The organism is Lacticaseibacillus huelsenbergensis (assembly GCF_029726355.1).
GTDB classification, from domain to species: Bacteria; Bacillota; Bacilli; order Lactobacillales; family Lactobacillaceae; genus Lacticaseibacillus; species Lacticaseibacillus casei.
Window position 1 is genome coordinate 983426 of the sequence record NZ_CP120687.1, and the last position, 15883, is coordinate 999308.

Here is a 15883-nt window from a genome sequence, read left to right on the forward strand (position 1 = left end):
TTTTAAATCTTTCGTCCGCGTTAACAACTTGTTCTAATCTTTCCAAACATCAATCATCGGTTGCCGCAGTGGCATTTTTAGCAGCAGCCCGTTCCAAATAAGCGCGGAATTTCTCTTTGTTCTTTTGGAACGCTGCCCATAAAACGAAGTAAAGAACGATAGTCAACCCTATCCAAAAAATATTTTGGCTTAAAAAGGCATAGAAGATTAAGCCAAAGAACGGCTTGCCAAGAATGTTAAAGCTTGTGACCATCAATGCGGCTGTTGGAATAGCAACGCCAATTCCAGAACTTGCAATGTGTGTGAATAAAGGAGCAGTTGCGGTACACATATAAAGCCCTAAGCTGAACCAGATGACGGCATTGATCATTGTTTTGACCATGTTACCGTTCGACAACGCGATCAGACCTTCAATCCAATATGGGATCGCAAGCAAATCAATAACCGGTAAGACTTTATTACCTGGTAACAAGATAGCCAGAACAACCATGATAGGAATCAGTAAAATTCCTGTAATCAGAGTAGCTGTTTCACCAAAACCAACCGCATCATTGACACCCAAGAACCATAGACGAGGCTTTTTACCTTCAGGTTGATTTGCCGCTTTGCCTTTATTGCTTTTACGAATCGAGCGACTGGCAGCTTGAGAAAGAGGTGCAAAAGCTTGAGCAAAAATACCAGCAATTTTAGGGAAGATAGCCATAATTGCACTTGTAGCAATCGCCACTTGCGTAATTTGTCCCCAAGATGCTAATTCGCCGAGATGTTTAAAGTTACCAAGGATACCTAGCAGAAAGCCTAAGAAAAATCCCAAGGAAATCGGTTCCCCTAAGAAGCCCAACTTTTCTTGAAGGTACTCAGGACTTAATTTAATTTTGTTAATGTGCAATTTGTTCCAAATGGGATCCATTAAAATGCCAAAAATTGCCGGCTCCAAATTATGCAGAGCAATGATTGTCGTTCTGGGATAACCATAGTAAGTTGACCAGCGTTGAGCGATTGAGTCTGAAAGAAGAAGACTATACATATTTAAGAGGCACATCAAGAGTAGCGAAAGCCACATGTTTTTCGTGACGTAGTAACACATCGATCCCCAAACCATGTAGGAGTAGTTATTCCATAAATCTGAAGGCTGGAAGACGTCTGTCCAACGAACTAAGAACAAAACTGTTTGCAGAATAAACGCCACAACCAGAAAGATCATACCTGCTTGGGTGGAGTAAGCCACTAGCGATGCCCCTTGCCAACCAATATCGAAAACAGGCAAGTTAACTCCTGTGTCACTAACCATCTTTTTGATGACTTTACTAATGATCGGTGTATATGAGTTCAATAATAGAGTGAATCCAGTTAACCCAACACCGGCATATAAAGCCGAGAGAAAAGCTTTTTGGGTCTTAACTTTTAGTATTAAGGCGATGAAGAATAAGATAATCGGAACAAAGACGTTTGCTCCAAAAGTGTCAAAGACGAGCTTTACTGTCGTTAGCATTTCGGCATCTCCTCGTATATTGATGATTTTGTATAAGAACTAACAAAGAGCTCTAAGCTTTCGCACTAATTCCAGCAACGGTCTTTTTTAGTTCTTCCCAAAATTCGTCCTCGCCAATGCCAGTCAACAAGCCTGTCCCATTTATAACCGGAACTCCATAGTCAGCTTTAGGGAGTGGGCTTGTATACACTACTAAATCAAATTTGCCACTATCAATTAACTGTTTGGCTTCTGTTGGCCGAGCTTCTGTTGCCTTGACTGTGTAACCGTCATCGCTTAGTTCATCTTGGATTTCACCAGCGACCATAGATGACGTTACAGTTCCCGAACCGCAAACTGCCAATAAATTAATACGTTTGGTCATAAATTCCATCCTCCTAAGATTTGCTGCTTTGCTCCTTAACGGTATTTGACTTCAATAACTTATAAATCCCTGATGCTGTATCTTCTGACATAATTTTTTCCATCAAATCTTGATCTTGGAAAAGGCGCATTAATTCGCGTAAGATTGTGACTTGTCCTTTAGGGTCGCTAACGGCGATCATAAACATCATGCTGACCGGTAATTCTTGTTCCGGATCAATCATGCTGTGGACTTTAACTGGTTCTCTTAAAGTGGCAACCGCTACAGCTGTTTTCTTGACATATTCAGCTTCCGTGTGCGGAATACCAATATTCATGTTTGCCAATACCAATCCTGTCGGAAAATTCTTTTCCCGAGCAAGCACTTGATCGGGATATTCAGAAGTGACATAACCTTCCTTTAAGAGATTTTGTGACATTTTACGAACCGCATCTTCATAACTTTTGGCGTCTAGCTTTGGATAGATAAACGCCTCTTCAAATTTTAAGGCCATCTGGCTTTCTCCTTTCACACACCCTGAAAATCGCTTATAGCTTTGTTTGTTACCTGAAATCTGTCCCCGTCAGAAACAAGAAGGAAACGCTTTCAACGTCATCAATGTATCACCTTTGCTTTTTGTTTGCAACAACATTGCATTAAATTTTTTAGCAAAGAATTTTAAGGCATATCGTGTTTATTGATATTGCAAATTTCTTAACAAGGTTCATAAAAACTAATGCATCGTTAACTTCCCTTTATTTATAGGCATTCCTTCTTAAGTATAGATGCACTTCAAGTTCTTAATCCTAAACTTCGCTCATTATTTATCTTGGCAAAAAGTCTGCTTCGATTTTTTTACGGATTTTTTGTGCTCATCTTGCCCTTTTAGCGAATTAACAATTGCAATCGGTTACATTTAGATATACTATACGGTTTGTAGACAACAATATGCGAACATTTTGCAAAGGAGATTGCCAATTATGGACCAAACAATTGAAAAAACCACCGACTATTCGTCGAAAGACTATCTGGCTGAAGTCGATAAGTATTGGCGGGCGGCTAACTACCTGTCGGTCGGTCAGCTTTACTTGAAAGACAACCCGCTGTTGAAGCGGCCATTGAAGGCGTCAGATGTTAAAGTGCATCCGATTGGTCACTGGGGAACGATTTCGGGTCAAAACTTTATTTACGCCCATTTGAATCGGGTCATTAACAAGTACAATCTGAACATGTTTTACATTGAAGGCCCGGGTCATGGCGGCCAGGTGATGGTCTCTAACTCCTATTTGGATGGCAGTTATTCGGAACTGTATCCAAAGATTGAACAGAACGCGCAGGGCTTACAACGGCTGTTCAAACAGTTTTCATTCCCTGGCGGCGTTGCGTCACATGCCGATCCCAAGACACCGGGCTCCATTCACGAAGGCGGCGAGCTGGGTTACTCCATTCTTCATGGAGCCGGTGCGGTGCTGGACAACCCTGGTTTGATTGCGGCGGTTGTCGTGGGTGATGGCGAGTCGGAAACCGGTCCGTTGGCAACTTCTTGGCAAGTCAATAAGTTTCTCAATCCAGTAACCGATGGAACGGTGCTGCCGATCTTGAACCTGAATGGTTTCAAGATTGCCAACCCAACCGTTTTGTCGCGTGAATCCCATGAAGAGTTGGAAGATTACTTCAAAGGCTTGGGTTGGGATCCGCATTTTGTCGAAGGCAAAGATCCGGCCAAGATGCATGTGCTTATGGCAGCCGAAATGGACAAGATCATCGAAGAGATCCAGGCGATTCGGAAGAACGCTAAGGACAACGATGATGAAAGTCGTCCGGCATGGCCAATGTTAGTCTTCCGCGCTCCTAAAGGCTGGACCGGTCCGAAAGAATGGGACGGCGAACCCATTGAAGGCTCCTTCCGTGCCCATCAGATTCCAATTCCGGTGGACCAAGGCGATATGCAACATGCCGATCAACTCGTTGACTGGTTGAAGTCCTACCATCCAGAAGAATTGTTTAATGACGATGGCACCCTTAAAGCTGACATTAAGGCGATCATTCCTAAGGGTGACAAACGTATGGCGATGAATCCGGTGACGAATGGTGGTCAGCTGGCCAAGCATCTGGAGAAGCCAAACCCATCTGATTACGCCTTGGATAACAAGGATCATGGCGCCATCGAAGGTCAAGACATGATGGTGCTCGGTGCCTACATTCGTGACCTGATCAAGCTCAATGATAAGAACAAGAATTTCCGCGGCTTTGGACCGGATGAAACCTTGTCCAATCGGTTGAATAAAGTCTTTGAAGCCACGAAACGGCAATGGATGGAACCGACCGACCCGCCATATGATGCCCTGTTGGCGTCACATGGCCGAATCATTGATTCAATGCTTTCCGAACACATGGACGAAGGTATGTTAGAGGCTTATACCCTGACCGGCCGTTATGGCTTCTTTGCCAGCTACGAATCCTTCCTGCGCGTGGTTGATTCCATGCTCACCCAGCACTTCAAGTGGTTACGCAATGCCCATGAAGAAGCCGACTGGCGTGCTGATGTGCCATCTTTGAACGTCATCGCTTCTTCCACGGCGTTCCAGCAGGATCACAACGGTTATTCCCATCAGGATCCTGGCGTCATCAGCCACTTGGCAGAAAAGAAGACCAAGTACATCCGCGCTTATCTGCCAGCCGATGCCAACACATTGGTGCGGGTCTTCGACAAGGCCGTTGATTCCAAACAACTGATTAACCTGATCGTTTCCAGCAAGCATCCGCGTCCGCAGTGGTTTACGGATACTGAAGCCAAGGATCTGGTTGAAAAAGGCCTCGGCATCATCGATTGGGCCAGCACCGACCAAGGCGCTGAGCCGGATCTGGTTATTGCGGCTGCCGGTTCGGAACCAACGCTGGAAAGCTTGGCCGCCATCTCCATCCTGCACAAGGCCTTGCCAGACCTCAAGATTCGCTTCATCAATGTCGTTGATCTGCTTAAGCTGAAGAAAGACGATCCGCGTGGCTTGTCCGATGATGAATTCGATATGTACTTCACCAAAGACAAACCGGTCATCTTCGCTTATCACGGCTATGACGACCTGATCAAAGACATCTTCTTCGATCGTCATAACCACAACCTGCATGTTCACGGCTATCGTGAAGAAGGCGACATCACGACCCCATTTGATATGCGGGTACGGAACGACCTAGATCGCTTCCACTTAGTCAAGGAAGCTGTCCTGGATGTGCCGGACTTCACGGAAAAAGGCGCTCATCTGATGCAGGAAATGGATGATCTCCTGCAGAAGCACCACGACTTCATTCGTGAAGCCGGGACCGATCTGCCGGAAGTCGAAGAATGGAAATGGGAACCGTTGAAGTAAGTTTCCTCCTCCTTGGGAAATAGTTTAAAAAGCTCCTCTGCAAGCATCTTCCAATGTTCAAAATTGGAATGCTGCTACAGAGGAGCTTTTTTGTCGAAGCAAATTTTCAAAGCTCAATGTTCAAACTACAAGGTTTTTCACGCCTATATGCTGAACTAGATCCTTATTGATACCAGAGTCGGAGATGATGAAATCAACGTCATCTAACTTAAACATGCTGACTAATGAGCTAGCGCCAAATTTACTATGATCCGCCAAAACAATGCTTGTTCGGCAATGCTGTTTCATTGCTTTGGCCGTTTGGGATTCTTCCAAGTAGCGGTTCGTAATACCTGAAACTTCATCGATCCCTCCACAGCCAAAGAAGCCAACGTCCGCATAAATCGACTCAATTGCTTGCAAGGCAATTGGCCCTGATACCGATCCTTCATCTCCACGGACGACGCCGCCAAGCAAAACAATTTGGATACCTTTCATAACAAGCAAAGTCTGCGCTACAAAGGTGGAACTAGTAATGATTGATAAATCATGGCGAGGTTCCTGCTTAAGGGCTTCAGCTAATTCATATGAACTGGTTCCGGAGTCCAAGAAAATCGTGGCGCCATCTTTTATATACGACAGAGCTCGTTGTGCCATTTCACGTTTTGCATCTTGATTGACCGCTTTCCGCTGATCAAATCGTGATGTCGGATCATCATCGACTGCCTCTGCTCCGCCTCTGATCGCGCTAACGAGCCCCTTCTCCGCCAAGTTATAAATATCTTTGCGAATGGTTTCCCGTGAGACCGCCATCTTCTTGCTCAACGCTGAAATTCTCACATTTTTATTTTGATTAACGGCGTCTAGGATATAACGCCTGCGTTCATCGATTTTCATACGATTACCTCCGAAGTCCCTCTTTAAAATAATTAACGACCAGTTTGCAAACCAATTATATCTTTTTTGCAAACAATTTGCCAATGATAGAAAAGCTAAATCCTTGCAATTTCAAAAAATGAATGCCATAATTGTTTCGATGTAAGGGCTTTCTACACTATGATAAAAGGGGTAAGCACTATGAGCAAGCGAATTAATCTGTTATCTGTCTGCGGTTCTGGTACAGTGACATCATCGATGATAGCCGGTGAGATCACGGATAACTTAAAAAGTGATGGCTATCATGTCAACGCCACCGAAGCAAGACCGACAGAGGCAAAGCAATTAGTCGATAGTGGTCATTATGACTTGATCGTTTTTACTAGCCCATTGCCAAAAGCGGACTATGGGATTCCTGTGATTAACGGAACTGGATTACTAACTGGTATTGGCGAAGATGAATTCTGGGACGAACTCAAATCAACACTTGCCAAACTTGAAACGGATAAAACAAACAAAGTCTGATTTCTTTTAAATTCAAAAAAGTACTGTCCTCACCGTAATAAATGAGGTCAGTACTTTTTCATTGGCCAAACTTCTAAATCAAACCTTCTGTCCCAACCACCCAACCTCCTGCCCTTGCCCCCGCCAAAAGAAACCGCTTTAATTTAACCAAGGAAGTGATTTCATTGACGACGGAGAAGCAGAAGTTCCTTGCTGGGCAGCCTTATCGGATTTTTGATGAGGAGTTGGCGGCGGATGAGGAGCGGGCGCGGGCGTTGTGTCGGGAGATTAATCGTTGTACGACGGATGATGCGCATAAGATTGGCTTGATTCGGCAGTTGTTTGGCAGTGTTGGTAAGAATGTTTATGTTCAGCCTGATTTTCATTGCGATTTTGGGTACAACATTCATGTAGGTGATAACTTTATTTGCAATTACAACAATGTGATGCTGGATATTGCGCCGATTACGATTGGCGATGATTGTATGTTTGGGCCGTTGGTGCAGCTTTATTCGGCGTCGCATCCCCTTGATCCGGAGAGGCGGCGGGAACGCATCGGTGAAGGTTCCCCGATTACGATTGGTAACAATGTCTGGATTGGCGGTGGCGCTGTGGTGTTGCCTGGCGTTTCGATTGGCGATAATACGGTGATTGGCGCCAATGCCACGGTCACGCACAGTTTTGGTGCGAATTTGGTGGTGGCTGGTAATCCTGCGCGGGTGATTAAGCAGATTCCACAGAAGGATGGCTCGTCGTCGGCCTCGTGATTCATTCATTGTTTGACAGCGGGTTAACTATTGGGTGCTAGCAGCTTTGCTGGCACTTTTTTGACTGCCTTTTTCCAACTGCCTTCATACTTGAGCTTCCGTGTCGTGGACATTGGCCATTCCGGTGTTTCTTGGATAGTGCATGCAGAGGATTACCTCTATGATCATGATTTAAGCCAACTTTTTAACGGCTATCCCTCGTGATGCTTGTTTAATTGGGTCCGCTGACGGAAGAATTGCCCGGTTGTTTTGACTTGCTGATTGACTTCACGATAAACCCGCTGATGATGATCGCCTGCATAAAGCGCTGGTGTGATGGTGGCAACATTGAGGCGCCCATTTTGAAGCGCGTCTTCTTGTACCAATCGGCGGGTAATGTGGCCGATGAAGTTGATGTAGCCGTGATAAGGAACGCTTTTTTCGATATCAATGAAGAGTGTGCTTAAGGCATCCGTTAGAATCGGCAGATCAGTTTGGGGATCAATTTGGTGGGGCAGTTGACCACTGTTTAACTTTTCGCGGCGATGTAGGTAGCCGGCATATTCAATTTGATCTAAGTGAGCGCTTGTCATGTAATTGATCGTGCAGTGCCGGGTTCTTTGCAATTGTCTGGCAACATTTTCGTCGTTGGCCACGCTGAAGGTGAACATGTCGCCTAAGGAATATGATGAACTGCAGGTGGTTACATTGTAGCGGCAACGGTCATCTTGATAACCAATGATGAAGATTGGATAAGCGTAGTAGAGTTTCTTAGTCGTGTAGGGTACCAGCATTGCCAACATTCCTTCCTTGACCAGTTAGTGGTATAACCATAACAAAAGTAATAATCGAGGTGGATCGAAATATGGCATGTTCTGAAGATCGAATTGTCGCGGCTCCGAACGTGACGGATTTGGCGGCGATGCTTGCTGATAACACCCGTTCGGCTATCATTGATGTTTTAATGGACGGCAAAGCCTATACCTTATCTGAGATCACGCAGCGGCTGACGGTGACGCCGCAAACCGTGAGCTATCATTTACATAGAATGTGGGCGATTGGCGTTGTCAATCAGATTAAAAGTGGTCGGCATCATTACTATCGCTTGGCTTCCAATGAATTAGCGGCCACTTTTGAATCCTTAAGCACAGTGGCTCCTAGGCAAATCGAACATCGCTTGAGTCAGCGGCAAAGTGCCACCGCAATGACTTATTGTCGCTCCTGTTATGACCATTTAGCCGGCAAAGTCGCGGTCAGCTTACTGCATGCGTTGGAAGAGCGGCATTTTGTGATGGCGCATTCGAACCATCGTCTTGAAGTATTGTCAGCTGGTAAGGATTTTCTGAAAGCGGAACTGGCCATTGATCCCGATAGCATCGATCGTACCAGACGCCAAAACACCGTTGCCTGCCTCGACTGGAGCGAACGTGACTTTCATTTGGGCGGCGCGTGGGGACATGCACTTTTCAAAGGGCTGTTAGCCAACGACTATGTGCAGCAAACGCCAAATTCGCGCATTGTCACCGTAACAGCAGACGGCCGCCAGTGGTTTGCCAGTAAGCTGGCACTTCAGCTGCATGCCTGATTCCTTGAAGGATAAAAACCAAAACAGCAGCGCAACTTCCTGTCATTTGGAAGTTGCGCTGCCGTTTGTTGATCATTTGATTCTTTGGCGATGCTAAGACTTAGAGTGGATGCCCGTGCGTTGCAGCAATGGCACCACCGCGCCAATCAAGTTTGCCTCGTTGTGGTATTTAGCTGCTTCAATCACTGGCATCTGGATGGTTCGCGCAGCAAGCGGCGTCACGTCGCGGTATGCCGCCACGCCTGACTGAATAGCGGCGATAACGCGTGGTTGGGCGCTGATACCGCCGCCGATGACGACTTTTTCCAGATCCAATACGGTTTGCATGTTGTAGATCATGGCTGCCACGCCACGGGTGAAGATTTCGAGGATGGCTGCGGCAGGTGTGTTGGGTTTGAGCGCTTGGAAGACGCGCGGACCCAGTGGTGTTCGGTGGATGTTGAGGGCAGCGGCCATGGCGTTGACGGTTTTGACCGCGGAAAGTCCGGCTGCAGTCTGGTCGCGGGTGATCGGGCGCAAGCCGTTGGTGACCATGAAGCTAGGCTCGCCGCCGACTTGATGGCTTCCGGTATAGAGTTGGCCGTTGATAAATAGCGAAGCGCCGACACCGGTGCCTAAGACGACCATGGCGCTGTTGGTGGTGCCGGCGAGTTGCCCGCGCCAGAATTCGGCTAGTGCTGCTGCGTTGCCATCATTTTCGAGGACCACGGGCACCGTTACTACGGCAGCATCAGCGAGCCGTGTGGTTAACGCGACATTTTCCAAAAATGGTAAGACAGCGCAGGCTTTGACGATGCCTCGTTGCGGATCCACAACGCCGGGTAATGCCAGGCCGATGCCGGCAATCTGGGTTTGATAGCGTTTGATGAGCTGATTGATGGCCTGTGCGAAGTCGGTCAAGTTGCTGTGGACGGTTGCTTGTTTGCCTTGTTCGGACAAATCGCCTTGGTCAGAGACTAACGCATATTTGGTCGTGGTGCCGCCAACGTCAATGGCTAAATATTGCTTCATATGGCTGTTTCCTCTTTTTCCAAGATAATCTCATTCAATCGGCGCCTTGATGCGCTTTTCATAAGCATCGAGCCATGCCTGCGTGATCGGTTCGATGTTCGTCGTTTGGTTCGGGCCCGGATGCGCGATCAGAATAGCCGGTTCTTGGCTGGCGGTGCCCACACTGAAGGTGAATTCCACGTTAGTCGCCACGCCCCAATTGCCTTGACGATCCAATGCAATCAAGGAGAATTCGCCGGCTTTGCCGTAGCGGCTTTTCAACTTTTCGATAAATGGGTAGACGGCTTCATCGCAGGCTTGTTGCGGGGTTCGGCCTTCGCCCATGCGGCGGACGATGTCATAGGAGAGACACCCTTTCATGATGTCTTCGCCTAGGCCGGTTGCTGCGGCGCCGCCAACGTCACTGTCCACGTAGAAGCCGGAGCCGGACAGCGGTGAATCGCCCACGCGACCCGGACGCTTCATGAACAAGCCGGATGTTGACGTAGCCGCGGCCATCGATCCGCCCGGTGCCAGCGTGATCGCGCCGACTGTGTCATGACCGTCATAGGGTTTGACTTTGGCGTCGGCAATTTCCTGACGCCGCTTTTCCCAACGTTGCTTGGCGCGATCGGTCAACATATTACGCATTTCAAAGCCGTTTAGCTGCGCGTATTGCGTGGCCCCTTCGCCAACCAGAAAACTGTTGTAATGCTCGTGGCTGAGTGCCCGCGCCACCGATACGGCGTGGAAAACATTGTGAATGCCGGCAACGGCGCCTTGAGCCAGGGTATCGCCGTCCATAAATGCGGCGTCCATTTCCACGACCCCATTTTCATTAGGTAAGCCGCCGTAGCCAACCGATTTGTAATAGGGGTAGGCTTCAACGGTTTTGATCAGCGCTTCGACGGCATCCCCGGCGCTGCTATTGGCTTGCAGCATCTGGCTGGCCTGCTTAACGCCATCATGCGCCATCCGCCAAGTGGCAATTGCGCCCCACGTAGTTTTATTCAATCGGTCATTCCTCCTAGTTTCATCATCGCAGTCATATCAATCAGCATATTCAGTTTAAGATCCTGTTCGTCCATCCATTCATCCGCGTTATGGGCAATGCCTTTTTGCCCGGGAAAAGACGGGCCAAATGCCACGATATTCGGCATTGCCCGGGCGTAGGTCGCGCCGGTGGTGGTGACGAGTTGCCCCGGTTGGCCGGTGATTTGTTCATAGGCTTGGCTTAAATCCTGCAGGCGCGGATCCTGGCGATCGTGCAAAACGCCAGGCAGGCTGCGAATGACCTCAATGGCTGTTCGCGGTAACACCGCCGCAGCCAACGCCTGCATGACATCGGCCTCGTGGTAAGTGACCGGATAGCGTATCGCGAGGCGCAAAGTCAGCGTTTGGCCTGCCTTTTGCCATTGGTATGGGGTAACGATGAGATTGCCACTGGCCGCATCGGCAAACGCCATGCCCAAGCCCACGCCATTGTGCTGGTCGGCTAGTTTGGTGACTAGCCACCGGCAATAGTCGGCGAATTGCCCGTGGACTGCAGGTTGGTTGAGCAATGTGTCGGCTAGGCGAGTGATCGCATTATCGCCAAGTTCGGGCGCATTGCTAGGTGCCCGTTTGCCGGTGACCCGGATCAGCTGGCCGTTAACCATTACTTCCAGCTGATCGGGAACGTGGTCGCTGGCCTGATCGCCGCGGATTTCGCCGATGTTAGCGAGCGACCCATCCGTGATCGGCGTGGTTAACTGGTAATTCACGATCCCACGTTCGCCATACACGACCGGGAATTTGCAATCCGGCGTGAAGCCAAAGTCAGGCGGTGCTTGGCTGGCGAGGTAGCGCGGTACATCAGCCGAACCACTTTCCTCGTCTGAACCCAAGATGAGGCGGATCGTTTTGGTCGGTCGATAACCAGCCTCTTTCAACAGCTTCATCCCAAACAAGCATGCCATGCTCGGCCCCTTATTGTCGAGAATGCCGCGTCCATACAAGCGGCCGTTTTGCTCAGTGAGGTCGTATGGGGGAAAATGCCACGCTACTTCACCGGCCGGAACAACATCTAAGTGGCCGACAATCCCGATATAGTGTTGATCGTCGTCACCCCACTGGATGGCCGTCATGGCGCCATTGATCACTTTGGTTTGAAAGCCGTACGCTGTGCCAAGTTCGGCCGCTGCATCCAGTGCTGCGCGTGGGCCGGAACCGAATGGCGCGTCGGGGCGACTTGGGCCGCGCACGCTTTTGATTTGCATGATTGAGCGCAGTGCATCCATGAATTCTGGCCTCTGCGCATCGTATAAGGCAGCCAACGTTTCTTTTTTCACCGGGTTCTGCTCCTTTGGCTTCAGACGTGATCGCGGGTCAGCGTTGACTTAAAGGAATACTTGTCGGCGCGGTAATAGGAAATATCGTACAGAATCGGTTTGGCATCTGCCGTGTAAGTCACAGAATGGACCAGTAGGATCGGATCGCCTTTTTTCCCATCCAGTAACGCAGCTAAATCCGGATCCATCAGCACCGCTTCGACTTCCTGATGTGAGTAGGCGATCGCCACCCGCTTTTCGAGTAGCGCAAAAAGCGAGCCTTCAAAGTCCTGCGGCTGCAGGCCTTCGATGTATTCGTGGCAGATGGCGATATGTTCGACCGTCATCGGCTCTTCGTCCCAGAACCGGCGCCGCACCAACAAGTCGACGGTTTTATGAACTTGTTGGTCACAGCCCAACACGCGGCCGATTTCTTCCGGGATCGGCTCCAGCGGCCCAAAGCTGATGACTTCGGTGCGGCTTTTTTTGCCGTATGCTTTGGCGGCTTCGGTGAACCCTTGCAGCCCCATCCGCCCGCTTTCGACTTTATCCGAATATGACATGACATACGTGCCCTTGCCTGGCGATTTGACCAACAGTTGCTTGCGAATCAACAGGTCGATGGCTTTGCGAACCGTCAACCGACTGACCGCGAACTCTTTGGCTAAATCATATTCGGATGGCAGGCGCTGACTTGTGGTGTAAATGCCATCACGGACACGGCGACTCAATTCATCTGCGACTTCTTCAAGTTTTGCCATTTTGTAGCCTCCGGTTTCTTGGTGGGCGGACTGTCGCTAGGTTTCATGGTGTTCAAGTTCATGCGGCCCGCTGCGCATCTATACTTTTTAGTATATACTATTTGATCTACTTTTAAACTGCAACCGTTTGCGTGAATTTAAAAATGGCACCCACGAGCGGCTCTTGCATTTAAGGTTTCCGCCGGCGCAAAAGAACATCCTGAATCGGCAGCGTGAACCTGGTACCACACGAAAATAACTTCACACCGCCAATGTATGCCCTTTCATTTTTGCTTGTCATTCAAGAAGCGGCCGGTTATAATCAGTATGTACTAACTAGTATATACTAAAATATTCATATTTTTACAGGCGCCTCGGTTGATAAGTCGCCGCAAACCGTGTCATACCACACATTGCCGGCGCATTTTTACTGGTTGGGTAACGAAACGCGACAAAACTTAACGAAGGAAGTGGCATCATGTTAACATCTACCAACGTCCCCGAAGACAAGCGCTCACCGTTTTTAGCGCTTGGCATTTTATCGATTTCGTTTCTGATATCGGTCAGCAATGCCGTGTCTGGCACGATCCCGTTAATGGAAAAATATTTTTCCGATGTCTCCCGCGCCAACGTGGAATTGCTGGTGGTGATTCCAACCGCTGGCGTCCTGCTGGGAACCGTTATCAGCGGCTTGGTCTCCAACTTGCTGGGTAAAAAGTATACGGTGATCGCTGGCTTGACGATTTCGCTGATTTTCGGCATTATTCCGGCGTTCTTCTTCAGCTATCCGGCGATCTTGATTTCCCGCGCGATGTTTGGCGTCGGCATGGGCGTTTTCACGCCACTGAGTGTGTCTTACATTACCGACCTATTCCCTGAAGAAACCCGGAATCGCCTGTTGGGTTGGCGTAATTCGGTGGGCTCGATTGGTGATGCGATCATGCTTTTCATTGCCGGGTTCTTGATCAACATCAGCTGGCACACGACTTACTTAGTCTTCCTCTTCTTGCTGGTGCCGATTATTTTAGTCATGATGCTGGTGCCTAAGCAATATGACAATATCGTGGTTGAAGAAGGTGGCGAAGTCGTTGAAGAAGTGGCCAAAGCCAAGCCAACAACCAACGGCGGGGTCATTCAACTGGCGATTATTTTCCTCTTCGTTTGCCTTTTCTACTCGGCGATCGGACTGAAGCTGGCCAGCTACATGGTCAACAACCACGTCGGTACGGCCGCCGACGCAACCCGCATCTTCGGCTTTTTGGTCCTGTGCTCGATTGTCTCCGGCGTGGCGTTTGAGAAAATTGCCAAGTGGTTTGGCAAGTATACCGTGGCCATCGCCGAACTGATCGTGGCCACCACCATGATCGTCATGGCCTTCACCGAATCGATTCCACTGTTACTGGTGCTGGTACTGGTGTCAGGCTTCTGCAACGGCATCGTCCATCCTGCATTAACCGCCAGAATGGTGCACTATTCGCCAAAAGATTCGATGAACTTCACGACCTCCATTATCATCATCGGCATCAACATCGGCGGGCTGGTAGCCCCGTACTTCTTCCAATTCTTCGGCGGCATGGTCGGCAACGCTGGCCCAGGCAATATGATTTTATGGAGCGGCTTTTTCTTCGTCCTCCTCGCCGCTTACGACCTGATTATTGTTAAAAAGGATGAGCTAACCATTTAAAAAGGAGGGCATTTTAGTGAACGATCAAGTGAAATGGTTCAAAGACGCCAAGTATGGCATGATGATCCACTGGGGGCTGTACTCGTTGCTGGCTGGGGAATACCGCGGCGAATCATCGAGTGTCTACGCCGAATGGATTCAATCCAAGTTCCAAATTCCTAACGCCGAATACGAGCAACTGGCCACGGCGTTCAATCCCATCTACTTCGATGCGGATAAGATTGTTTCGTTAGCAAAAAAGTGCGGCATGCAATACCTGGTGGTCACCACCAAACATCACGATGGTTTTGCCATGTATCACTCCCAAGTCGATGCGTACAACGTCTATGACGCCACCCCGTTCCACCGCGACGTCATCGGCGAGCTAGCAGAAGCCTGCCGCAACGCTGGGCTGAAGTTCGGCCTCTACTACTCGCAGGACCTCGACTGGCACGAACCAGACGGCGGCGGCTACAAATCCAACCATGTTGAAACAGCTGGAACGACTTGGGATAACAGCTGGGACTTCCCGGATGAAAAGCAGAAAAATTTTGATCGCTGTTTTGACCGCAAAATTCTGCCGCAAATTAAAGAAATTATGACCAACTACGGCGACATCGCCACAGCTTGGTTCGATGTGCCGATGACGCTGTCGGAAGCGCAAAGCCAAATGATTTACGACACGGTTCGCGACCTGCAGCCAAACTGCCTCATCAACTCGCGCCTAGGCAACGGCAAATACGACTATGTCTCGCTCGGTGACAACGAAATTCCTAAACACAAGGAAGACATGACCAAAACCGATGTGGACTTCAATGACCTATCCGGGTTCAAGCCATCACCACTGGGCTTGTACGAAACTGCCGGCACCATCAATGATTCGTGGGGATTTTCATATCACGATCAAAATTGGAAAACACCGCGCACGCTCTTCCGCTATAAGCAGCACCTCAACGACTTCGGCATCAACTACCTGCTCAATATCGGCCTCGATCCGCTGGGCCGGGTGCCGATGATGGCCGAGGAGAATTTACTGGCGGCTAAAGCGTTGGAAGATGTGGCTGACGTTCAGGAGGCCAGGGTGGCATCGGTGGTTTGATGTTGCAAAGTTAAATCTAGGTAAAGTCGGCTTTTGAAATGTAAAGTTAAGCCCCCATTCGTCATGGTTATTGGCGGATGGGGGTTTTGGTTTGCGGGGTTGTAAGGCTCCAGGCAGGTGGTACAAAGGGCATCGGGTCGGCTGTTGCGTAATCTATGATTAAGCAAGTTGGAACAACTAGATTTTCCT

Annotated in this window: 15 protein-coding genes; 6 read left to right on the plus strand and 9 right to left on the minus strand. The window is 48.9% G+C overall.

Annotated elements, in window-relative coordinates; all coding sequences use genetic code 11:
• Positions 1-49: 49 nt before the first annotated feature.
• The 3 genes from LHUE1_RS04385 to LHUE1_RS04395 are packed head-to-tail and all read right to left on the minus strand — an operon-like array spanning position 50 to position 2349.
• Positions 50-1492, minus strand: coding sequence for a PTS galactitol transporter subunit IIC (locus tag LHUE1_RS04385; protein ID WP_049172853.1), 1443 nt, complete (start codon positions 1490-1492; stop codon positions 50-52).
• 52 nt (positions 1493-1544) lie between these two features.
• Positions 1545-1856: a PTS sugar transporter subunit IIB gene (locus LHUE1_RS04390; protein ID WP_049172855.1), complete on the minus strand. Its 312-nt coding sequence runs from the start codon at positions 1854-1856 to the stop codon at positions 1545-1547.
• Between the two features lie 13 nt (positions 1857-1869).
• Positions 1870-2349, minus strand: coding sequence for a PTS sugar transporter subunit IIA (locus LHUE1_RS04395; protein WP_049172857.1), 480 nt, complete (start codon positions 2347-2349; stop codon positions 1870-1872).
• A gap of 466 nt (positions 2350-2815) precedes the next feature.
• Here LHUE1_RS04395 and LHUE1_RS04400 point away from each other — a divergent pair, with 466 nt between their 5' ends.
• Positions 2816-5203, plus strand: coding sequence for a phosphoketolase family protein (locus LHUE1_RS04400; protein ID WP_049172630.1), 2388 nt, complete (start codon positions 2816-2818; stop codon positions 5201-5203).
• 120 nt (positions 5204-5323) lie between these two features.
• Here LHUE1_RS04400 and LHUE1_RS04405 read toward each other — a convergent pair whose 3' ends face one another.
• Positions 5324-6079, minus strand: a complete 756-nt coding sequence (locus tag LHUE1_RS04405) for a DeoR/GlpR family DNA-binding transcription regulator (RefSeq protein ID WP_049170800.1) — start codon at positions 6077-6079, stop codon at positions 5324-5326.
• 180 nt (positions 6080-6259) lie between these two features.
• Between LHUE1_RS04405 and LHUE1_RS04410 the strand changes: the two genes are divergently transcribed.
• Positions 6260-6583: a PTS sugar transporter subunit IIB gene (locus LHUE1_RS04410; protein ID WP_047106919.1), complete on the plus strand. Its 324-nt coding sequence runs from the start codon at positions 6260-6262 to the stop codon at positions 6581-6583.
• 164 nt (positions 6584-6747) lie between these two features.
• The gene (locus LHUE1_RS04415) at positions 6748-7329 is read left to right on the plus strand and encodes a sugar O-acetyltransferase (RefSeq protein WP_049170802.1); all 582 of its coding nucleotides are present in this window, start codon (positions 6748-6750) and stop codon (positions 7327-7329) included.
• Positions 7330-7520: 191 nt separating this feature from the next.
• Here LHUE1_RS04415 and LHUE1_RS04420 read toward each other — a convergent pair whose 3' ends face one another.
• Positions 7521-8111: a flavin reductase gene (locus LHUE1_RS04420; RefSeq protein ID WP_080978124.1), complete on the minus strand. Its 591-nt coding sequence runs from the start codon at positions 8109-8111 to the stop codon at positions 7521-7523.
• Between the two features lie 62 nt (positions 8112-8173).
• Here LHUE1_RS04420 and LHUE1_RS04425 point away from each other — a divergent pair, with 62 nt between their 5' ends.
• On the plus strand, positions 8174-8893 hold the full coding sequence (locus LHUE1_RS04425) for an ArsR/SmtB family transcription factor (protein WP_049170807.1): 720 nt from the start codon (positions 8174-8176) through the stop codon (positions 8891-8893).
• 93 nt (positions 8894-8986) lie between these two features.
• Here the strand turns inward: LHUE1_RS04425 and LHUE1_RS04430 are convergent, their stop codons facing one another.
• From LHUE1_RS04430 to LHUE1_RS04445, 4 genes are read right to left on the minus strand one after another with little or no spacing between them, the layout of a single operon-like run.
• Positions 8987-9904 carry an ROK family protein gene (locus tag LHUE1_RS04430; protein WP_049170809.1) on the minus strand — a complete coding sequence of 306 codons (918 nt, stop codon included), beginning with the start codon at positions 9902-9904 and terminating at the stop codon, positions 8987-8989.
• A 30-nt stretch (positions 9905-9934) separates the two neighbouring features.
• Positions 9935-10897 (minus strand): N(4)-(beta-N-acetylglucosaminyl)-L-asparaginase, encoded by a 963-nt coding sequence (locus LHUE1_RS04435; RefSeq protein WP_049170811.1) that lies wholly within the window; start codon positions 10895-10897, stop codon positions 9935-9937.
• Complete coding sequence (locus LHUE1_RS04440; protein ID WP_049170813.1) at positions 10894-12213, minus strand: Sapep family Mn(2+)-dependent dipeptidase; 1320 nt, start codon at positions 12211-12213, stop codon at positions 10894-10896. The genes LHUE1_RS04435 and LHUE1_RS04440 overlap by 4 nt, the downstream gene beginning before the upstream one ends.
• 20 nt (positions 12214-12233) lie before the next feature.
• Complete coding sequence (locus LHUE1_RS04445; protein ID WP_277848311.1) at positions 12234-12953, minus strand: GntR family transcriptional regulator, LSA1692 subfamily; 720 nt, start codon at positions 12951-12953, stop codon at positions 12234-12236.
• A 457-nt stretch (positions 12954-13410) separates the two neighbouring features.
• Between LHUE1_RS04445 and LHUE1_RS04450 the strand changes: the two genes are divergently transcribed.
• A complete protein-coding gene (locus LHUE1_RS04450) occupies positions 13411-14616 on the plus strand; it encodes an MFS transporter (protein ID WP_049170817.1) in 1206 nt (401 codons plus the stop codon).
• A gap of 16 nt (positions 14617-14632) precedes the next feature.
• On the plus strand, positions 14633-15694 hold the full coding sequence (locus tag LHUE1_RS04455) for an alpha-L-fucosidase (protein ID WP_049170818.1): 1062 nt from the start codon (positions 14633-14635) through the stop codon (positions 15692-15694).
• The last annotated feature ends 189 nt before the right edge of the window (positions 15695-15883 follow it).